Origin of the sequence: Acetobacter sp. DmW_136 (genome assembly GCF_008690365.1) — a bacterium.
Classification (GTDB): Bacteria; Pseudomonadota; Alphaproteobacteria; order Acetobacterales; family Acetobacteraceae; genus Acetobacter; species Acetobacter oryzifermentans.
This window is the reverse complement of the sequence record NZ_VHON01000037.1, coordinates 87381-108451: the sequence shown is the minus strand read 5'-3', so window position 1 is coordinate 108451 and position 21071 is coordinate 87381. Positions and strand designations below refer to the sequence as shown.

21 protein-coding genes are annotated in these 21071 nt (G+C 56.5%); 10 read left to right on the top strand and 11 right to left on the bottom strand.

Annotated features, from left to right (window positions below):
- Positions 1–15 precede the first annotated feature (15 nt).
- The 3 genes from FKW31_RS12535 to FKW31_RS12525 are packed head-to-tail and all read right to left on the bottom strand — an operon-like array spanning position 16 to position 2198.
- Positions 16–690, bottom strand: a complete 675-nt coding sequence (locus FKW31_RS12535) for a hypothetical protein (protein ID WP_238332829.1) — start codon at positions 688–690, stop codon at positions 16–18.
- Between the two features lie 3 nt (positions 691–693).
- Entirely contained in the window at positions 694–1530 is an 837-nt protein-coding gene (locus FKW31_RS12530) for a winged helix-turn-helix domain-containing protein (protein WP_150178696.1), read from the bottom strand.
- Positions 1530–2198, bottom strand: coding sequence for a hypothetical protein (locus FKW31_RS12525; RefSeq protein WP_006117057.1), 669 nt, complete (start codon positions 2196–2198; stop codon positions 1530–1532). The genes FKW31_RS12530 and FKW31_RS12525 overlap by 1 nt, the downstream gene beginning before the upstream one ends.
- Before the next feature lie 157 nt (positions 2199–2355).
- Between FKW31_RS12525 and FKW31_RS12520 the strand changes: the two genes are divergently transcribed.
- On the top strand, positions 2356–3153 hold the full coding sequence (locus tag FKW31_RS12520) for a LexA family transcriptional regulator (RefSeq protein WP_089178647.1): 798 nt from the start codon (positions 2356–2358) through the stop codon (positions 3151–3153).
- A 217-nt stretch (positions 3154–3370) separates the two neighbouring features.
- Complete coding sequence (locus FKW31_RS12515) at positions 3371–5365, top strand: Hint domain-containing protein (protein WP_150178695.1); 1995 nt, start codon at positions 3371–3373, stop codon at positions 5363–5365.
- A gap of 40 nt (positions 5366–5405) precedes the next feature.
- On the opposite strand, the gene FKW31_RS12510 is transcribed toward FKW31_RS12515, so the two are convergent.
- Together FKW31_RS12510 and FKW31_RS12505 are read right to left on the bottom strand one after the other, a co-directional pair.
- Positions 5406–5624: a hypothetical protein gene (locus FKW31_RS12510; RefSeq protein ID WP_063353627.1), complete on the bottom strand. Its 219-nt coding sequence runs from the start codon at positions 5622–5624 to the stop codon at positions 5406–5408.
- Positions 5625–5744: 120 nt separating this feature from the next.
- Entirely contained in the window at positions 5745–6401 is a 657-nt protein-coding gene (locus FKW31_RS12505; RefSeq protein WP_150178694.1) for a LysE family translocator, read from the bottom strand.
- Between the two features lie 219 nt (positions 6402–6620).
- Here FKW31_RS12505 and FKW31_RS12500 point away from each other — a divergent pair, with 219 nt between their 5' ends.
- The 5 genes from FKW31_RS12500 (at position 6621) to FKW31_RS12480 (ending at position 10941) form a co-directional block, all read left to right on the top strand.
- Positions 6621–8072 carry a Hint domain-containing protein gene (locus tag FKW31_RS12500; protein ID WP_150178693.1) on the top strand — a complete coding sequence of 484 codons (1452 nt, stop codon included), beginning with the start codon at positions 6621–6623 and terminating at the stop codon, positions 8070–8072.
- A gap of 185 nt (positions 8073–8257) precedes the next feature.
- On the top strand, positions 8258–8602 hold the full coding sequence (locus FKW31_RS12495) for a hypothetical protein (RefSeq protein ID WP_238332828.1): 345 nt from the start codon (positions 8258–8260) through the stop codon (positions 8600–8602).
- A gap of 145 nt (positions 8603–8747) precedes the next feature.
- Positions 8748–9065 carry a hypothetical protein gene (locus FKW31_RS12490; protein WP_089179881.1) on the top strand — a complete coding sequence of 106 codons (318 nt, stop codon included), beginning with the start codon at positions 8748–8750 and terminating at the stop codon, positions 9063–9065.
- A gap of 90 nt (positions 9066–9155) precedes the next feature.
- Positions 9156–10406: an FAD-dependent oxidoreductase gene (locus FKW31_RS12485; RefSeq protein ID WP_006117047.1), complete on the top strand. Its 1251-nt coding sequence runs from the start codon at positions 9156–9158 to the stop codon at positions 10404–10406.
- A gap of 4 nt (positions 10407–10410) precedes the next feature.
- Complete coding sequence (locus FKW31_RS12480) at positions 10411–10941, top strand: c-type cytochrome (protein ID WP_035351092.1); 531 nt, start codon at positions 10411–10413, stop codon at positions 10939–10941.
- Positions 10942–11025: 84 nt separating this feature from the next.
- Here FKW31_RS12480 and FKW31_RS12475 read toward each other — a convergent pair whose 3' ends face one another.
- The 4 genes from FKW31_RS12475 to FKW31_RS12460 form a co-directional block, all read right to left on the bottom strand.
- A complete protein-coding gene (locus FKW31_RS12475; protein WP_035351090.1) occupies positions 11026–13242 on the bottom strand; it encodes a TonB-dependent siderophore receptor in 2217 nt (738 codons plus the stop codon).
- Positions 13243–13665: 423 nt separating this feature from the next.
- Positions 13666–14355, bottom strand: a complete 690-nt coding sequence (locus FKW31_RS12470; protein WP_150178691.1) for an invasion associated locus B family protein — start codon at positions 14353–14355, stop codon at positions 13666–13668.
- A 41-nt stretch (positions 14356–14396) separates the two neighbouring features.
- Positions 14397–14774 (bottom strand): hypothetical protein, encoded by a 378-nt coding sequence (locus FKW31_RS12465; RefSeq protein WP_006117042.1) that lies wholly within the window; start codon positions 14772–14774, stop codon positions 14397–14399.
- A 395-nt stretch (positions 14775–15169) separates the two neighbouring features.
- Complete coding sequence (locus tag FKW31_RS12460) at positions 15170–16324, bottom strand: Hint domain-containing protein (RefSeq protein WP_255448264.1); 1155 nt, start codon at positions 16322–16324, stop codon at positions 15170–15172.
- 465 nt (positions 16325–16789) lie between these two features.
- Here FKW31_RS12460 and FKW31_RS12455 point away from each other — a divergent pair, with 465 nt between their 5' ends.
- Together FKW31_RS12455 and FKW31_RS12450 are read left to right on the top strand one after the other, a co-directional pair.
- Positions 16790–17614 carry an META domain-containing protein gene (locus tag FKW31_RS12455; RefSeq protein WP_150178689.1) on the top strand — a complete coding sequence of 275 codons (825 nt, stop codon included), beginning with the start codon at positions 16790–16792 and terminating at the stop codon, positions 17612–17614.
- A gap of 228 nt (positions 17615–17842) precedes the next feature.
- Positions 17843–18343, top strand: coding sequence for a CHRD domain-containing protein (locus FKW31_RS12450; RefSeq protein ID WP_035351123.1), 501 nt, complete (start codon positions 17843–17845; stop codon positions 18341–18343).
- 121 nt (positions 18344–18464) lie between these two features.
- Here the strand turns inward: FKW31_RS12450 and FKW31_RS12445 are convergent, their stop codons facing one another.
- Together FKW31_RS12445 and FKW31_RS12440 are read right to left on the bottom strand one after the other, a co-directional pair.
- Positions 18465–18896, bottom strand: coding sequence for a hypothetical protein (locus FKW31_RS12445; RefSeq protein ID WP_089178642.1), 432 nt, complete (start codon positions 18894–18896; stop codon positions 18465–18467).
- 262 nt (positions 18897–19158) lie between these two features.
- Positions 19159–20112, bottom strand: a complete 954-nt coding sequence (locus FKW31_RS12440) for a hypothetical protein (protein WP_150178688.1) — start codon at positions 20110–20112, stop codon at positions 19159–19161.
- 242 nt (positions 20113–20354) lie between these two features.
- On the opposite strand from FKW31_RS12440, the gene FKW31_RS12435 reads away from it, so the two are divergent.
- Positions 20355–21041, top strand: a complete 687-nt coding sequence (locus tag FKW31_RS12435; RefSeq protein ID WP_170315327.1) for a YoaK family protein — start codon at positions 20355–20357, stop codon at positions 21039–21041.
- The last annotated feature ends 30 nt before the right edge of the window (positions 21042–21071 follow it).

Below are 21071 nucleotides of genomic sequence, written 5' to 3'. Positions count from 1 at the left end.
CAAAGCATTATTGGGTTATGGCGTGCGTGTGGGCCGCCCCAGCAGGGCCTTGCAGCCGTGGGCATCGCGCCAGATGGTGTTTGCAAAAGGCAGCAGCACAGCGCGCAATTCTGCCGGAGCAGGCCAACGCGCCCCCACCGGGTAACCATTGCGGGCCGGTTGCCGCGCCCATGCCAAACGCGCCTGCGGGCACCACGCCCCGGCGGGAATATCTGCGCACACTTCATAAATGGCGCGGCACTGTGCCGCCGCATCCGCCGCGCCCGGTGGGTTGGAAACAAGCTGCCCCAGCTTTTTCAGCCACGCCGCCACAACAGGTTGGCTTACGGGCTGCATGGCCACCTGCACACGCTGCCAGCACGCCTGCACATGCGCCACAACATCCGGCGGCATATCTTGCGCAGTTAACGCCACACCCTCTCGCCTTGCGGCAAACAGCGCCTGCACATCGGGCGGCGCGGGGGTGTAACCACCAGCAAGGGGAGTGGGCGTTATTGCACCTGCGCCCTTTGGCTGTGGCACGCCCTTGGCATTTTCTGCACGCAAGATCGGGCCGCAAGATGCGTTGCCCTGTAGGGGGCGTGTTGCCGTATTACGCGGAGCTTGCGCCTGTTGCGTTGCAGGGTTTTGTGTGGGCGCGCCCCGTGCAAATGCCGCGCCCGCTACCTGCGCCTTGTAAAGCTGCGGCATGTTTTACACGCCCTCCATATCCGGCACGCCATCCCACGCGGCCATGCGGCGCGCGTGCGGGCTGGTGGGTTCTGGGGCGGGGCGCATCTGCAACTGGGTGCGCAGGGTGGCATCTATCCACGCCACGGGTTCGGCGGGGTTGAACGTGGCGCATTCGGCCAGCACGTTCAGCACCACGGCGGCATCATCCCCCGCAAGTTTGAGCCAGCGGCCCAGAATGGCACGGGCGGATCGATCCGGCCTGCCGGTGGCTTTTTTCAAAAAATCCAGACCAGATTTGAACAGATGCGTGCGCGCATCCGTGTCCGGCCCGAACTTTGTGAGGGGATGTTCTGCTTCTGCCTCTGCTTCTGCCTCTGCTTCTTGGAGCATAACCGCAGCACGGGGCGCAGGCGTTATCCCCTGCTCTGCCCCCGATAATGGAGGCTCGGCCTTAAGCTGCGGGTTGCCACCTGTGCGGCCCCATGCGGCCCCGGCATCGGATGCGGCGCGGTCTCTCACCAAACGGCGAGAATACGGCACGCCCTCCGCCGTGGTGGCATACACGCCCGCATCTTGCAGCTCTGCCATATAGCGCCGCACCTGCTGGGGGCTTACGCCCACCATCTGGGCAATCTGGCGCGGGTGCAGGGGTTTGCCGTTAACGCATAAATGCCCGTAGGGCTCGGCCTCGTGCATCAGGCACAACAGGCGCATCCACAGCCCTTGCGCCGCCAAGGAGCACAAACGCAAAGCCGGATCTCGCTCATGATCCTGCCACCAAAACTTGGACCATCTGCGCCGCGTGCTGGCGGGCGTGGCAGCAGGTGTGGCGGGGGATGAAGCAGCGGAACGTGGCATTAGGCGGCGCCTCCGTTCCACAACAGAGCTTGGGCCAATGCGGCCTCATCCTGCTGCCATGTGGTGGGGGTGGCGTGCGCCTGCGTGGGCTGCCAGCGTTCCAGCCCTTTCCATAACCCGCGCATGGCAATGGGGTGGCCTGCGGGCAGGGGCTCGGGGTCTCGCACCAATTCGGCATAGCCTTTGGGTTGGGGCGCATGGGCGGGGGCTTGGGCTGTTAGGGCATCTTCATACCGCATCAGCACTTGCCGCACGCCCTCCATGCAGCGGCCGACCTCCCGCCCGATCCGCCGGAAGGAATAGCCCTTGCGCCGTAGCCCCACCATGTTGGCCACCACCTGCGCAGATGTGCCGGGCCGCTGCGCCTGCTGGCAGGCCTGTGCGTTTACCCCGCCTTGTGCGGGCAGCACCAGCGCCGGTGTGGATTCGGCACGGTGTTGTGATGTGTCACACCATCTTAACGCCTTGGAAACGTTTTTCCCGTGGTCTTTTTTTCCCTTAAGGGCCGGGGTGCCCCCCTTTTGTGCAGCCGGGTGCAGCACGGGCGCATTGGGGGGCATAACCCCACCCTTTTTGGGTGCGCACAGTAAGTTAGGAAACTGCAAAACATTATGATTTGAAATACTATTTGGTAAAATCCCAAACACATTGGAACCGGAAGCAGGCATAATGGGGTATCCGTGGTTGCGGGGTGGCTGGCCATTTACACCACCAAAACATGGCCTGCCCCGGACGCTATGGTGACCACTCCCGCAGCGTCAACCCAAAAATTGTGATATATCCCCTTTTGCGCCCGCGCCCCCGGCATGGAATAGTGCGCAGGCAATGACAAGATCACCTGTGGCAGATGAACTGGAACGCCGGATGGCCCTGCTTGGGCTTTCCCAAAAGGCACTGGCCCGCAAGGCGGGGGTGGGCGATACCTATGTGCGCGATATTCTTAAGGGGAAATCTCGTAATCCGGGTGGGGAAAAGCTGGAATGCATTGCCGCAGTGTTGGGCTGCACCGCGCGGGATCTGCTTTTTCCGGGGGTGGATCACACCCAGCCGGGGCTGATGCTGCGTGAACGCCGCACCCCGTATTTGCCCCCACCGTTTACACCTGCCACAGCCCCCACGCGCGGGCGGTTGCACCATTCTTCTGCATCTGCAACGCGTATGGCGCCCCCCCCCCTTTCTGCCCCGCCGCCAGCCCCCGCGCCGCCGGGCTATGTTGTGGTGCCGTTTTTGGCGCAGCGCGGCACGGCCTCTGGCCGGTATGATGAAGCACAGATGCTGGGCAGCCCCAAATATTTTGAAGAAAGCCTGATAACCCAACGCCTGAACGCCCGCGCAGAAAACTTGCGCGCCTTAAGCGTAGAGGGCCAAGCCATGGAACCCCTGCTGCGCGATGGTGATACGGTGCTGATGGATACACGGCGCACCACCATGGCCGAACCGGGGCTTTTTGTGCTGTTTGATGGGGAAAACGTGGTGTGCCGCTGGGCAGAACGCACGTTTGACCCCCAAGGCCGCCCCTTGGTGCAGATAAGCTGCGAGAACAAGCGGTTTTCTGCCTGCACACTGCCCGCCAGCCGGGTGCAGATATTGGGCCGCGTTGTATGGTATGCGCACTGCGTATAAGCGGTGTGACTTTTTTACAACAAAATCCTTAAAAGCCCGTTAAAAGTTCACTTTTTCTTTAACAAGACCCTTGCGGTCCTGTTTGCGGCTGGGTAAATACGCCTTATCAAGAGCGTTAAAAGAGCGCTAACAATGCCTTAAAGAAAACAAAAACACCAAGTACTAAAGTGTACTAAGTGGGTTTCTTTACTGTATTCATGCAGGACTATACAAATCTATGACAACACCCGATTGGACTTCTGGTTCAAACTACACGTGGGCTGGCCCTGCTTCTGGTGGGGTGTGGACCGATGCCAGCAACTGGCAATACGACGGCGAACCCGCCACGCATGCGCCAAATAACCAAACCACCGACACCTTTACCATTCCGGCTGGCGTTACGGTTACCATTCCATCTACTGTAAGTTCTCTGGGGTATCTTACGCTGGACGTGCAAGGCACGCTGGTTATGCCAAGCAGTGATTCCCAACTGACATTCAGCAAGCTGGTCGTAGAAAATGGCGGCCAGGCCACCATTTCCCGCACGTTGAATATCAATGGTGGCCTGCAAATAGATAACGGCGGCACAGCCACGTTTGAAGGCGTAACACAGAACTGGACCAACCCAGCCCTTAACCTTTCCTTGCTACAGGGGGGCACGCTTAATATTGATAAATCCAATATTGTATTGGGGAATGTCAATCAGGGCAGCGGTAAAGGCACACTCAATATTACGGGTGGTTCTGTTGTCAGCACAGCCAGCAATTCCACCGATTTATCTGGCCCCATTCATGTTACCGGCTCCAGCTTTACGGATTCCAGCTCTCTTGCCAGCACAACCGTACTCACGCTGAATGATGGCGCCACCGCCACGCTAAGCACTTCTGCCTATCCGGCAGATGGCTCCACCGTTGTATTTGGCACTGGCAACAACACGCTTGTTCTGCCCAACCTGCAATACGGCGCCAACAAGGTGAACATAGAAAACCTGAAAAACGGTGACAGGCTTGGCGTGGATGGCACAAAGGTAACCACCGCCACACTTTCCGCCAATAATGTTGCACTCGCCACCGCAAGCGGCACGCCCATTCAGGTTAAAAGTGTTACGTATGACAGTTCCTACACGGATGCGCCCACGGGGGATAAAACCCAGACTGTCACCATTGATAGCGGGCAAGGCGTGATCTGCTTTTTGGCAGGCAGCATGATTGCCACGCCCAACGGTGTGGTGGCGGTGGAAAACATCCGCCGGGGTGATGAGGTTCTTACTTTTGTAAACGGCGTAACCCATGTGCGCCCGGTGGTATGGGCTGGCATGGCGCAGGCCACCATAAACCCCGCCCTGCCCGATGATATGGCAGGCTACCCTGTGCGTATTCTGGCCGATGCCATTGCGCCGGGGGTGCCGTATCAGGATCTGCTGGTTACGGCGGAACACGGCATTTTTGCCAATGGCATGCTGGTGCCCGCGCGTATGTTGGTAAATGGCAGCAGCATCTTTTTTGATCGCTCCATAACCGATTACACCTATTACCATGTAGAAACAGCCGAACACAGCATTATCATGGCCAACGGAATGCTGACAGAAAGCTATCTGGATACCGGCAACCGCCGCAATTTTGTATCCGATGGCAATGTTGTCACCATTGGGGCCAAGGCCAAAAGCTGGGCAGAACACGCGGCGGTACCGCTGGGCACGGCGCGCCATGTGGTGGAACCCATATGGCGTGTGCTGGCCGCGCGTGCGCCAGATGTTGCGGGCCATATGGCTGTTTGCGCCAAGCCAGAAATAACCCACAGCCACGGGCTGCACCTTGTTACGGCAGCGGGCACGGTTATTCGGCCTTTGCGGGCAACGGGGCGCAATATCTCCTTTATGCTGCCTGCGGGGGTGGAGGAGGTGCGCCTTGTTTCACGCGCATCTCGCCCGTGTGATGTAGAAGGCCCGTTTGTAGATAAGCGCCGTATGCTGGGCGTGCTGCTGGGCCGCGTAACGGTGCTTTCTGCTGGCACGGCCACAGAAATAACCGCCCATCTGGCCTACGCAGATGGCGCCTATGGCTGGCAGGATATGCCCCAGCCCACCACGCGGTGGACAGATGGCAACGCCCTTCTGCCATTAAGCGCCACCACGGCACGCGGCCCCGCGCTGCTTACGGTGGAAGTGCTGCAAGCTGGCCCTTATCTGGCCACGCCCGCAGCATTTACGCTGCCGGTGGCCGCCAACGGCTAACACCACTTTGCCCCCGCATGTTGCCTAACGTGCGGGGGTTTTAGTTTCCGCCGCCGGGCCTGTTCTTCCATTCTATGGATTGATCGGCAATGTAGTAGGTAATGGCGGAAATAAACAACCACAGCGGCCCCGCCACGCTGTTTTCCAGCACCAAAGCCACGCCCATGCTAAAGGCAGCAATGGAAAGCGTAAGAATAACGCAACAGCACAGCACGGCCAGAGGCCAGTTTCTGGGCCATCCTTTTTTGGGCTGAGACATCTGGTGCGTATCCTATCTGGGCCGCGCAAAAGGCCGGGGCTTATGGTGTGTTATTGCGTATCGTAATCAACTGGGCAGTTAAGCACAATATACACAGCGAATGGCTGCCCTTTTGCCGCCTTATGCGCGCCCACGCAAAAGCACGGCCCCAAAACCCATAAACACGCAGCCTGTTATACGGTTAAACACCCGGCGGATGGCGGGGCGCTGCAACTGTTGGGCCAGTGTGTAACCGCCCACGGCATACACGCCGTACCACAGCATTTCCAGCAGCGCAAAGGTGGTTATCAGCACCACAAATTGCGGAAGCTGCGGGGCATGGGGGGCAATAAACTGCGGAAAAAACGCCGCCGCAAACAGCAACAGCTTGGGGTTGCTAAGCCCCACCCAAAACCCCTTGCGCCAGCGCCCCCATGCGCTGCCATGTTGCGGGCTTTCTGCCTGCGCGGCGGGCGTGTTGGGCGCAGCAACAGGCGCAGAAGGTGGCACGCGCCCGCCCTCTTGCCATGCCTGTATGCCCAGCCAAACCAGATACACCGCCCCGCACACACGCAGCACGCCAAACAGATGAGGAGAGGCCGCAAGCGCTGCCCCCAACCCGGCGGCAGAAGCCACAAGCACCAGCACAACCGCGCTTAAACACCCCAGCATGGTGGCCAGCCCACGCGCCATGCCCACCCGCGCCACGCTGGCCAGCACATGCAGCATGTTGGGGCCGGGAATTGCGCACAAAAAGAACACTATGCCGCAAAACACGCCCCAATTATGCCAGCTCATGCTACAGTCCTTAATAATAAGAAAGACAAGCCACTGTTACACACTCTCTGCCACAGGGCCAGAAACGGCACAGCACAGCCGCGTTAGAGAATACGCTTAAAAGTTCCACCACTTTAACGTGGTTTAAATATTTTTTAACCTTGTGCATTTGCGGTTCATAATCTAACTTTTGTATATTAAGTAATTCCAAACTTGATCATTTTTAAGAAAGTCCTCGTTATGGCAACGTCCACAATCACCGTTGGCAGTAACCAGACCGTTACATTTGATGCCACATCCAACGCACTCAACAGCACCGTTGATTTTACCGGCACAAGCGGCAATCTGGATTTGCAGAACCTTTCTGCCTCCAACCCGCTGGCTCTTACAATTACCGGAAATTTTGGGGGCGGTATTAGCAACGTTCTTACGTTTGGCACCGCAGATAATGTTTCTATCAGCAATAGTAGTGTCAGCTATAATACAGATAACAAAAAAACAACCATTATTACTCTTGTAAACAAGAGCGGCCAGCAACTGGGCACCGTTACAATAGCGGGTGACGTTTTTGAACTTACCGACGGTTTCCCCAACAATACTGTGCCAAGTGATAGCCTAGATGTTATTGCCACCCCCTATAACAACGGCGCCATTACCGTTTGCTTTCTGGCAGACAGCCTGATTGCCACCCCCAATGGCGCGGTGGCTGTGCAGGATCTGCTTGTTGGGGATGAAGTGCTGACATATGCAGATGGCGTGGCCTCTGCTGGCACGCTTAGCTGGGCGGGTATGGCACATTGCACGGTTAACCCCACCTTGCCGGATGATCTGGCAGGCTACCCCGTGCGCATTGTTAAAAATGCCATTGCCGATGGCGTGCCCTTTAAGGATATGCTGATAACGGCTGAACACTGCCTGTTCTTTAACGGCGCGTTTATTCCCGCACGTATGCTGGTAAACGGTGTTTCCATCTTTTACGATAAATCCATCACCTCTTATAATTACTACCACATTGAAACCCCAAACCACGCGGTTATTATGGCCGATGGTATGCTGACAGAAAGCTATCTGGATACAGGCAACCGCCGCAGCTTTACCGCAAAAGGCAATGTTATCCAGATTGGTGGGGCCGCCAAAAGCTGGCAGGCAGATGCCGCCGCCCCGCTTTGTGTGGAAAGAGAGCAGGTGGAAACCGTGTTCCGCCAGATTACCGCACGTTACCCGCAGGGGGCCACCGCAGCCGCGCCAGCAACCGTGCATAACCCGGATTTGCACCTTATCACCAACACAGGCGCCACCATCTGGCCAGCAAACTGCAAGAACAACACTTACAACTTTATCCTGCCCGCCAACACGCAGGGCGTGCGCGTGGTTTCCCGCGCTAGCCGCCCGGCAGATGTAATTGGGCCTTTTGTAGATGATCGGCGCAACCTTGGCGTGGCTGTGGCGGAAATTACCCTTTTATCCGCCACCAAACAGCAGGCTGTAACGGCCCATTTGCAGCCCGAAAAGCCCAAAGGCTGGTACGCTACAGATTGGACAGATTGCGCATGGACAAACGGCAATGCCGAACTGCCCCTGACCACGCAGCAAACACAAGGGGCCATTTGCATGCTGTCCCTTAAAGTGCGGGCCGCCGGGCCTTACCTGCTGGCAGATGCTGTGCAGCACAGTGCTGCCAAAACTGCCTGATCTACCAAAAACTGCTTACATATTTTGGTGTTTTTAAAGCACAATTTGGGCCAGTGCAAAAATGCATTGGCCCTTTTGCAGCAACATGGCCATGCTATTGCCTTAATTGGCATATGATATGCAAAAATGAGTGCAACACGCTCTAGCAAAAGGCATCAGCTATGTTTCAGCGCATGACGTCTCTCTTGAAATTTCAGAACACTCCATCGGAAGAATGGCAAAAAATGCCCGTGCATTTGCGCCGCTTTCTATACGCCACTTTTGTGGTGGAAGGCGTGTTGTGCCTTTATCTGCTCAAAAGCATGGCCTCCCCTCTTTTCCATTTAACCATGTTGCTGCCAGCGGCATTTTTGCAGCATCAGGTTTCTGTTGCCCAATTCTCGCTTATTGTTTCCATGTATCTTACTGTGGCCGCTATTGGCAGCATTGCGGCTGGCGCTTTTCTTCTGCGCAAAAATTATGAAAAAAGCATGATGCGGTATGCCGTTATACAGGAATTAAAGCAAAGCGCCGCCCCTAAAAAGAACTGATCTGCCAGACCTGTTGCGCCCATGTGGCAGCCTTTGGGGGGGGCTACGCAGCACAATGGGTACAGCCGGGTGGGGCGCGCTTTCCTGCTCTCATAGTCCTGCCTAACCCTGCAAGAAACCCACCTTGCAGGAAAGCCCCGCCACCATGCCAACATCACCAACACATGCAGCCCCCCGCAAGCGGCCTTTGCCCAACACGCAGGAATGGCCGCCCCTACCCGGCACCAGCGCCTATATGGCCCGCCAGCTTGCGCAGGATACCGCCACCGTGCGCCAGATTGTGACAGTTTTACAAAACTGCGCCCAGCAGATTACCCCGCTTGTGGCCCAGCTTTACTTTACCCAAGGCCCGCTAACAGTGCTGGACTGCGCCCCCACCCTGCGCGCGCTGGCCGATGACATTGCGCATGATGACCCCCAAACCCTGACCGAGCTGGCGGCCGAGCGCACCCGCGCTGGCTGATATGTGGGTTTTGGAAACACCCCCGCCCTGCTATGTTGCCCCCTCGCCATGCTGCGCGACAAAACAGAAACCGTATAAAGGACGCCCCTTTTGAAACGCAGAAACCTTTTTGCCGCTTCTCTGGCTGCCGGTGCATTAGCCGCCGGGCGCAAAAGCTGGGCCAGCGTGCCAGAGGCCGCACAGGCTATGGGCCGCACCGCGCCGCCCGGCACCGTACCCGCCCTAACGCCCGCCCGCGTGCATGCAGACCAGATAATGGACATTAAGGTGTGCCTGCGCCCCTTCCGCCCCGCTGGCCCACGGCTGGAAATAGAGCCGGTGGCAGATAAAATTGTGGTGCACAATTACGGGCATGGCGGCAGCGGGTGGTCTCTTTCATGGGGGTCTGCCGCTATGGCGGTGGAACGCGCCGCCCCCCTTATGGAAAAACGCGTGGCCGTAATTGGCTGCGGCATTATTGGCCTTACCACCGCCATAACCGCCCAGCGCGCGGGCATGGATGTTACCATTTATGCGCGGGATATGCTGCCCCATACGCGCTCTGTGCGGGCCAATGGCAGTTGGACGCCGGATTCACGCATTGCGCTGATAACCGCCGCCACGCCAGATTTTGCCGCCACGTGGGAGCGCATGGCGCGGTATTCTTGGCAAACGTATCGGGAATATCTGGGCCTGCCCGGCAACCCGGTGGATTTTAGAGACAATTACATCCTATCCGACACCCCACCGGATGAGGCCGACCATACCGAGCCCACGCCCGATATCAGCAAAGGCTCCTATGCCTCTACCGGCGTGCCGCAGAGCGAGGCCGAATTTGCCAAATATGCTGAGAGAATAAAGGATATTATTCCCGCAGCAGAGCTTCTGGCCGGGGCGGACAACCCCTTCCCCGTTGCGTATGCGCGGCGCAAGCCCATTATGATTTACAATTTTGGTGCGTTTGGCCACGCTTTGTTGTCTGATTTTTATCAGGCAGGTGGGCGTATTGAGATACGCGAGTTCCACAGCCCATCCGAGGTGGCAGATCTGCCAGAACGTGTGGTGTTTAACTGCACCGGCTATGCAGCGCGAGATTTGTGGGGCGATAAATCTCTTATTCCCGTACGCGGGCAAACGGCATGGCTGCCGCCACAACCCGCCGCCAATTATGGCGTGCGCTACAAGGGCGCGGCCATGCTTTCCAAATCCGATGGGCTGATGGTGCAGGGTGTCAACCTTTCCGGGTTGGGAGAGCTGGAAGGCGTGGGCAACAGTATGGAACAGCCCAACCGCGCAGAGGCCGAACAGGCCGTGGCTGTGTTTGAAGATCTGTTCTCCCGCTTTCGGCCCCGCAGAGGATAACGGCATGGCACAGCACCGCATTTTTGCAAAACAGGGCCAAACGGCTAAAGGATTTTGCGCCGCCCTGTTGGCCGCAACCGGGCTTGTGGCCACAGCCCATGTTGCACAGGCCGCCCCACGCCATGCACCGGCAGCACCCCCTGCCCTTGCCGCGCCAAGTTTTACGGCAGAACAGGCAGACCACGGGGCGCAGATTTACGCAGGCACCTGCGCCATGTGCCACGGTGCAGCGCTGGAGGGCGCGCATGATATGCCGCCTTTGCGCGGGCTGTTTGTGGCGCGCTGGGCCAATACATCGCTCAACAAGCTGTACGCCTACATCACCCACGCCATGCCGCTTATGGCGCCGGGCACCCTGCCCCCGCAGGACAACATAGATGTTCTGGCGTTTCTACTGCGCGAAAACGGTGTGGAACCGGGGCACACACCCCTACCGACGGATGAAAACCGCTTGGCGCAAATGGTGTTTCCCGCTGCCTCGGCGCTGCCTCCGGTAAAAGCAGCGCAACCGGGCAAGGCCCCGCGCGCACGGTAAAAAAAAACCCCGCCCACTGTTTTATGGTGGGCGGGGTATTTTTAATATTGCTGGCCGTTTAGCCTGTTTTACAAAACAGATGGCTTACCACTTAAAGCCAATGCTGCCTTGGGCGTTCCGGCGCTCTCCATAATAGCACCATTCCTGCCCGTAAGAGGCATAGGCCATGCAGTTGCCGAGATACTTTTTATCAAACAGGTTGCGCACGCTGGCCGCCACACTCCACCCACGCAGAGAGGGAGAAAGGTTAGACAGATCATACCCAATGGAGCCATCAAACACCGTATATTGCGGCACATGCACGCTGCCGTAAGAGGCTTCGCCCCCATAACGTGGGGCGGAATAACGTAGGCCGCCGCCAAAGCCAAAACCCTTCATCACACCTTTGGGCATGGTGTAATAGGCAAACAAAGAGGCATTGCCTTTGCCAGACTGCATAAGCGGCTTGCCGGTGGAATCATCCTTAATTTTCTGCACGCTCACTGCGGCAGTAATCATCAGGTTTTTGTAGGGTTCGGCGTGGGCTTCAAATTCAAAACCATCTGAATGCACCTTGCCACTTTGCGTATTGTAGCCCAGATTCCCCACAGATACCAGCACGTTGGTTTGCTCGATATGGAAGCCAGCGGCTGTTAGCAGCACGGATGTACCGGGGAACTGATACTTCACCCCACCTTCAAGCTGCTTGCCCAAGGAAGGATCTGCCTGCCGGAAGCTCTGCCCCCCATTGTTAGACACAATGCCAGACTGCGGCTGAAAGGATGTGGAATAGCTGATATATGGCGCAAGCCCGAAATCAAAGTGATACAGGCCAGAAGCACGCCACGTAATCTGGCGTGGACTTTCACTGGTGCCGGTATGGCTGATATAGTTCATCTGGTGGGAACGGTACCAGTCATTCCGCAAACTTCCTGTTACAATCAGGTTTTTCCAGCGCAGTTCATCCTGCGCATACATGCCAATCTGGTGTGAATCCGTGCGGTAGTTCATATACGGACTGCCCATGTCTGGCATGGTCATGTGGTAATTGGGGTGCAGCACATCCAGAGAGGGCGCTGCGGCATAATAGCCTACCTCTGTGGCGCTTTGCTGCATGTAATCAAACCCGAACATCATATCATGCGTCACTGGCCCGGTGCGCACGTGGCCCTTAAACTGGCTATCAAACGCCAGATTATGCGTGTGCTCGTTGGTGCCAAAGGCAGAACGGGCAAGCATTGTGGGGTCTGTATCGTAATAGCCGCTATCATACACGCTGCGGTAGATGGTTTTAATATCATCATACCGGCCGCGGGTGCTAAAGCTCCAATCATCATTAAACTTGTGGTTTAGAATATAGGTAATGCCGCCCTGCCTGCGGTTGAATTTTTCAAAAGGCACGTCACCATCATAAAAGTTGCGCGGCAGGTAACCGTATGATGCACGTTTGAGAGAGCCCACAAGCGGCACGCCGCCATAAGTGCCGTTTTCGGGATCATACTGATAATTGCCCAGCAGGGTAAGCGTGGTGGGGCCGTGTGCGCCAAAGGTAAAGGCCGGGCTTATGGAAAAACGGCGGCTGCCCGTGCGTGCAAGCTGGCTGTGCTGGCCATTAACCGTGCCATACAGCCGATACTGCACGGAACCATCCTTGGTGGCGTAACCGCCAACATCTGCATCCACCCGGTACAGATCAAAACTGCCGCCGGTGGTGGTGATATCTCCGTAAAACTGTTTGTCTATCGGCAGTTTGCTGGAAAGCGCTACAAGCCCACCGGGGCTGGATTGCCCATACAGGGCAGAGGCTGGGCCTTTTAGCACTTCCACCCTATCAAGGCGGGATGTATCTGTTTGCGGTGTGGCGTACCCGGTGGGGCTAGCCTGCACCTTCAGCCCATCTAAAAAGGTGGGCACGGTAAAGCCGCGCAGCATGAACTGATCATACCGCGTGCCTACGCCACCGCCACGCAAATCAGACGTAATGCCCGCCGCATAACGGATGGCCTGATTAAGGCTGAGCACGCCGCGCACATCCATTTCATCCCGCGTAATGACTGTAACAGACTGCGCTGTTTCAATAAGCGGTGTGTTGGATTTGGTGGCGGAAGACGCAATGGTGGACGCCCTGCGCGCGCGCACTTCCACCCCTTCAACATGCACGGCGGATGCAGGCCCCTTGTTGGCGGCCTTGCCGTGTTTTGCTGCCGTTGCCCCAACCCGCTGAGACTGCCCGGATGTGGGTGTCTGGGTTGCTGCAAGAACCTTACCGCTTATGAAAAATGTAAGGGGAAGCGCACAAAAAATAATCCTGTTGTGGTGCATACCCATTTTACCCCGTGGTTCTTGCTGGTGTATTGGCTGGGCAGTTAACAACATTGCGAATCATTTGCAATAATTAAATGAGGCTCAGATTTTTGCGGTTTTCTGCCGTTATATAGCGTTTTGCGGGATGTTTTTGGTGCAGGACATGCACAGGCCATGCCCCATAAAACGGGCGCAGGCCGGGCTGTATCAGACCGGAAAATACGGCCCGATGTTTTATAAACTATCTTTTAATAATCAAGCCGTTTGGCAACACATGCCACCCGTAGCACAGTGCTGAACAGGGACTAAAAATTGGCCTTGGCATGGCCGCCGCACGGCTTGCAAAGGGCCTGTTCTGGCCCCTTGCCGCGCAGAGAGAATAGGGAGTGGCCGCTCTCTAAAATTTGCACATGAGAACGTATTGCACTTGCAACTGTGGCGTTAAGGAGACACCCCACCATCCCTACCGGCCCAGCCATCTGCTGTATCCAACGCCGGAGCCAACCCCTCTAGCGGGAAGTTTATGGTCAGCACACCTGCATCACGCTTAGACAACATCAGATGGCCCACTTTGCCACGGCGCAAGGCGTCCATCAGTTCCAGCGTAAAGGTGGCCAGCGCCAGGCAGCCCTTAGTATCGCAATATTGCCATTCCAGCGGCACGGGCGGCGCGTTATCCACCGCCAAAAAGGAATGTTTGCTAAGCGAAAGGCCAAGCGGCACCCGCACAATAATTTTGTATGGCGCATCAGACAGCCGCGCAGTGCTGTTGGGTGGCACGGCACGCGCAATTTGCATGCTGCCAATAATGCTGGTGACGTGGTGCTGGGTATCGTTTATCTGAAAATTCTGCTGCACGCCGCATAAAAACGGCTTGCTGGTGGCGCTGTTAAAATTGCACTGCCAGCCCCAATGCTGGATAACCCCGCTTTTACGGTCTATTTGGCTTATACCCGCCTGCGTTGGGCCAACGGGGCCTTTATCATGCAGCGTATCCAGTAATGTTGTATCTTCTGAAGGAGATTTGCTGGCCGCCTGTGCTGGGCTACATAGCAGCGCCGCCATAACGCCGCACGTGGCAAAAAGCCCCGCCCGCGCAAAATACACTTTAAAAAAACGCTGCAGGGACATGCTAAAACTCCTGTTGTTTCATTTAAGCTGCCCCTCTGCCGTTATGGCACAGGCAAGGCAGCATTGCACCGCACGTAGGATTCCTTATCCCTAAAGATAAACAGCACGTAGTAATCCAACGCGCGGCCACGCCTGCGGGTGGTGTGGGTGTAAAACGGAAACACATCCTGCGGGGGGCCGTATTCTGGGGGCAGAGGGTCACTCTCCAGCAGGGTTTCCACTCTAAACAATGGCACATAAATATGCACCGGGCCGGGGTTGCGCCGCACATGCCACAAATTACGCCGAAACTTGCGCAACCGATCTGGCAAAATGAAGATCATGTTTTCTTCAATAAACCGCTCATCCGGCTGGGCGCGGCGCAGGTAGCGCGTATCTTCCGGCATATCGCAAAAAAAGTTGTAACCCTGTATTTTCATGCTTCTCTATGCACTTTCTTCGGGGTCATATCCGCTGGGCTGGGGCATGGGGTATCCTTTTGGTAACGCCTTAATTGTCTCCTCCCATACTGCGCGCAGGCATGCAACCAGAGCGCATGCACGGCAGACCTTAGGCGTTACACGGCCCTGCGGTTGTTTGAGGTGTATATTTTTTGCTGTTTTAAACGCGCAAATTACGCAAGCAGGGCAACTGCTGGATGGCCCGCAGCTTTAAGCTATCGCCCATCATGCCCATACAGTGTGCAGGATAACTTGGCCGCAACAACACGGCTTTTACAAAATGCGTGCGCGCGGCGCAAACACACCACATATTGGCGCAGAGTTATCATCTATAAAAAAAACCCTGCCCCAAAATATGGAGCAGGGTGAGGTTATCAGGCCCGCAGAGCGGTTTCTTCTGGCATTTCAGCCCTGACAACATAAGGGCCAGCTTCTAGAATCTGGAGGGCAAGAAGTGCGCCTGTTCCCGGCTCTCTCTGGCCGAGGGGGAGGCAGGCATTTCCATCCGTCCAGCGCATGGGGTAAAATTCTACGTTATTCCATCCGTCCAGATTTTCATCATGCAGATAAGATGTGATCGTGCGCGAAGTCGCCCCTTCGAAAATCCTGACATCCCCAACCAGAACCCCAAGGTGGCGGCGATCATCTACAAATGGCCCTATTGCCTCATTCCGGCGGCTGGCGTTGGAGCGGATGTAAACCGTTTCAATACCTGCGGGAACCATAAAGAGGGCGTAATTTTTTTCTGTGCGCAGGGAATGGATAACACGACCATTGCCCAATGACAGAGAGAGACCGCTTTCCGCTGTTAGAACTGGTGTTTGTGTGTGCAGCGGCAAGCCCATTTCTGCCGCACGTGCACTGAGCTTTTGAAATATTGGCTCAACAAAAGCGCGGGAGACATCAAGCGGTGCTGCGGCATCATCCCACGTAAGCTGACGGCTGCGGGTTATGGAAAGCACATCGCCATCCTGCCGGAAACTCTGCCGGTTTCCGGTATCCAGATAGCTTTCCGTCAAAACACCATCTGCGATGATAACGGCATGATCTTCGGTTTCAACGTGGTAATAATCGTAAGATGTGAAAGATTGATCGTAAAAGATGGACTGACCGTTTACAAGCATGCGTGCAGGCACAAAGCGGCCGTTAAGAAACAGGCAATGTTCAGGGGTAATCAGCATATCCTTAAAAGGCACGCCGTCTGCTATGGCGTCCTTAACAATGCGCACCGGGTATCCTGCCATATCTACAGAAAGAAAAGGCTTTACAACGCAGGTTGATTTACCAACCCATGAAACCGTTTTCTGCTCTGTTTTACCGTTTACAAGCACATCGATCCGGTCACCAATAACCAGATTTTCAACCTTACACGTTGTTCCATTCACTGAAATTTCTGTGCCCGCAAGGAAACATGGATCAAAACCGCGGTTTTGAAATGCCAGCGATGTGCTTGTGCCATCGGTTCCTTTTACTTGCCAATGATTGTTACTTTGGCCGTATGAATCATTCACATAGGTATAATTGGAGATATTTACATCTGCGTCTGTTAATAGAAAATACCCGCCCGCCGTATCACCTAATATGATTTGCGATGAACCAGCCTTACCCCAAGTAAAGTTATATGAATATTTTACACCATTAATAGTGAAGCCTGTTGAACTATTAAAAGTTACTGTAACACTATTTTGGATATTAGAGACAGTTGATTTTGAATTTACTGTTTTTATAGTTGCAAAGTTAAGTATATAACTTCCTGAAGATGGAATGTTGGTTGTGGTCGCCATGGGGTACTCTTAAATGATTGTTAATGAAAAGTTAGAGTTAGTTATATATTATCGCACCTCAGAGTCAAATGATTCTGCACATCTGGCCCCGCTGGCATAGGTGCCCCTTAACAGTTCTGGCATAATGCGGCACAGATACACGCACGCGTTTTCCATCGCCCGGCGTGCCTGTGCTGCCAAGGGGCAACAGAAGTAGAAGGACACTTGGCCATGCGCTTTTCCGCCCCTTTTTTCCGCTCCGGCCTTTTTGCGCTGTGCGCTGCGGGTGCGGTGCTGGCTGGCTGTGCAGACCCCCGCACCACCACCACGCCAGAAGGCAAGGAAGCCCCGGTAGCCGCCACCGGCCCCAAAGATGTGTATGAAGCCCGCGGGAACGCACCCTTCTGGAACATGACACTGGCTGATGGCGCGCTTTCTGTTGAAACACCGGATGGCCCGCGCATGGCCCGCGTGATCCGCCACGCTTATTCTGAAGGTGGCACACGGTATTACGAGGCATCGGATATAAAAGCCGCCCTTACCGCATCTGCCTGCACAGATAACATGACCGGCCAAGTGTTTACAGATACCGTAACCCTTACAACCGCCACCAAAACCTTGCGGGGCTGCGGTGGCGCCCTTGTGCCCCCCACCAGTTTAAACAATACGCGCTGGGTGGTTACGGCTATGGATGGCCGCAAGCTGCGTAGCGGCAATTTTGTGCCCGACACAGATGATAGCGCCACGGATGAAAACCCCAACCCAGCCGCAGATATGTTTGCCCCCACGCTAGATATTAACGATACGGGCAAGATTTCTGGTTCCGATGGTTGCAACCGCTATGTGGGCGGGTTGGTGTTTGGGCCAAAGGGCAGCGTAAAAGCCACACCTGTGGGCAGCATGAGCACGCGCATGGCCTGCCTTGGCAAACAGAATGACATTGCAAACACCTTTAGCCCATTGCTGAACAGCGTAACCGGCTGGACAACAGATGGCACACACCTTGTGCTGCAAACCTCCGGCGGCAAAACCATCCGTTTGCGGCAGGTGTTCTAACCCTTGCGCCTTGTGCCGCGCCTTTTTGGGGCGGCGGGCTGGCCCCTTTATGTATCACGCGAGCGTGAGAGATTGCGGGCCTACAACACAAGGCTGGCCAACCCCATATTGGCAGCAAGTAATGCAAATACGTGCCTTTGCCCGCCCTTTAGCGCAGGAACCTCTGCCAGAGCGGGCCGTTATAGGCCTATCGCACAGATGTTTTTATGTTTGAAAGGGCGCTTTCGTATGATTTCAGCCAGCAAAAAAGTGTTTCGCAAGGTGGCTTTGGGTGTCACGCTTGCGGTTACAGTGGTTCCGGCGGCTGTAAGTGCGCTGGTTTCCACCGCGCATGCTGAACGCAGCGAACGGTTTGGTGGCGATTTTACAGCCGAACACAACGCAACATCCCACCCAACTGGCAAGGTGGATGCGGTGTTTTTCCCTTCCACGCATGAGCTGCGCTACACCATTACGTGGGATGGGCTAAGCGGGCAGGTTACGGTGGCGCATTTTCATGGGCCAGCAGATCCGGGGCAGGAAGCAGGCCATATGATCACCCTGAAAGGCCCGTTTAAAAGCCCGTTTTCTGGCACCGCCATTTTAACGGCAGATCAGGAAAAAGCCCTGCATGATGGCAAGATGTACCTCAACCTGCACACCGCCGCCTACCCCAAGGGGGAAGCCCGCGCGCAGCTAACATCTCCTTATAATGGAGACACAGCACACACAGACCCCAACCGCACCTAATACACTTTGCCCCCGCGCGCATAAAAAACGGCCCCGCTGCCTACACCCCGCATATGGGGCAAGGCAGCGGGGCCGCTTTGCGTTTTAAGCCCAGATACTGGTGGGCATAAGCCGCAACATATTACAGGTGCTGTGCGCCTTCTGGCTGGGCTTCACCCCCCTGCGGGGCACCGTTAGGCTGCTGGGTGGGCTGCATGGTGCCAGGGGTGGTGGAATGTTCTACATCATACGCCGTGGCTTTTTGCTGATACGTACCCTTTGAGCCGGGGTGTTCCTTATCATACAGCGCGGCCTTGGCGCGGGCTTCCTTACGGTATTCGTGCCGGCGATACATGCCTGCGGCACACCCCGCAGCCGCACCCAGCACACCATGATGGTTGGCCACATGGCCACCCACGGCACCAGCGGCGCCATACTTCAGGCAGCCGCCCGGTTCGCTGGCGTTTGCGGCGGTGCCAATGGTGGCAGCCATAAGGGTTGCAAGGCCAAGGGTTACAATCTTACGCATTCTTTTATCCGTCTTTTCTATGGCCTGCCGGTGTGGGGCAGGCATCTGCCAAACTTATATAGCAAATAGATATGGCAGCAGCTTTGTTCAACACCGCCACACTAATCAGCAAACAGTGGCGGAATATGGGCCAAGGCAGAATACCGGGGCGTTTGCTATGCGGTAGCCTGTGTACTTAAAACTTTGTTTAAGCTGTTCTATCACAACAGGCACGCATCCCCTTTTTAGCATGGCTTGCAACGCAAAAGCCCGCCAGCGCGGCTGCCAGCGGGCCTGATGTGTGTGTTGGCGCTGTGGTGGGCGCGTATTACCGCACAGCTCCGGCCTGAGATGCCGCCTGACGGGCAAATTCGGCCTGTGCTGCGGCTTCTCGCGCTTCGGCCTTTTGCGCCACGTCATCCTGAATAGCCTGCTGCGAGGGCAGCGGCGTATAGGGCACTGGCTTGGGTGCTGGCGCGGGTGTGGGGGCCATAACAGCCGGTGGCGGAGCAGAAACAACCTTCGGCACAGGGGCAGAAGCCGCAGGGGCCGCCACATGCGGCGTGGCAGCCACGGCACGCGGGGCCACATAAGCCGGGGCAGATACAGCCGGGCGCGGTGGTGCCACATGCGCAACAGGGGCCGAAACCGCACGCGCTGGCGCTGTTATCTTGGGTGTGGCGGCCACACCTGCGGGAACAGCCGCCGCAGCGGCAACGGGGGCTGTGGCACGGATAGGCGGCGGGGGAGCGGACGGCCATCTTGGTTTTTCATCCGATGCCCGCTGGTTATCTATGCTTGGCGCGGCATCACCATTGCGGGCGGCCTTAAGCAGATCCGGCCCCATAAGGGCGGTGCGGGAGCATACGGCCTCACGCTGGTCTCGGTTTAGGGTGCGGGTATCAAACATCTGGTCTGGGCCAAGGCGCAGCATGCCAATGCCACCCCATGCGTAATCGGACGAATTGCGGACATCCGGCAGTTTTGCCAGTTCCCGCCCCAGCATGTTTACCGTGGTGTCTGTTATCAGCTTGTTGTGGTAGCAAAAATACATCAGCCCGCCCACATTGGCCGCATTTGTGCCCAATACGGTGGGTATGCCATCGTAATCCAAAATGCCGGGGGCGGCTGTGGCCACTGTCATGGGGGGTGGGCCGGGGCGCATCTTCATAATCTGTAGCCCGTAATGAGGGTTTTTCTCCGCCGCATAAGCCGCCGGGGGCGCGGCCAACAGGGCAGTGCAGGCCCCCAACGCCAGAAAAACAGGACGGAATCCCAACATCTACTTTGTTCCTTGCTTTGGTCTGGCCGCAGAATACGGAAAAACCCCACCTGCCAGCAAGGCCCGCCGCGCGTGCCATGCCGCATAAACTTGCGCATAGATGCCTGATATCCACACCTACGGCCACCCCATTGGCACGCAAATACAGCCTTACGGCCCTGTGAATGGCCTATATGCCACGCAGCGGGCACAAAGGCTGCGGGTGGATTTTGTGTAATATTCTTGTATGCTGATGGATGAATATGGCCGAGCTTTCTTCTTCCTCCTCCGTGCGGGTTTCTGCGCGGCGCATTTTGGTGCTGGATCTTTTAGCCGGGTATGTGGATGCGCTGGGCTTTGTGTATCTGGGCGGGCTGTTTGCCTCCGCCATGACAGGCAACACAACCCATCTGGCCGCCGCCCTTGTTGGGGGCATCTGGCCGCATGCGCTGCTGTTGCTGGAAATTTTAGGCACGTTTTTTGTAGCGGCCATGCTGGCTACTCTGGCACGGTTGCGCTGGCAGGCAGCCATTGGCATAGCCTGTGTGGGCGTGCTGCTGGGGGCCACGCAAATTGCCATGCTTACGCCGTGGCACCGCCCACTGGCCCTTGTGCTGCTGCCCGCCCTTATGGCCGTGCAGGGTGAAACAATTGCCCGGTTTTCTGGCACCGCTATCCAAACCATTGTGATCACCAGCAACCTGCTGAAATGTGCCTCTGCACTAGCTACATCACTGGCTGCGCGCTGGCCGGGCAGCACGGTTAAACCGCCCGCACCCGGGGCGGCCCTGCTGCCGGGGCTTTCCTGGCTGGGGTTTGCTGCGGGGGCTCTGTGTGGCACCCTAGCCATGGCGTGGCATGTGCCGCTCCCCTTTATCTGGCCCCTGCCCCTGCTGATTTTGCTGTATCTGGACATTGCCCGCGCCGAAGCCCACAACACACCGCCCTAAACACCCCCCCACCCTTTTACGAACAAGAGT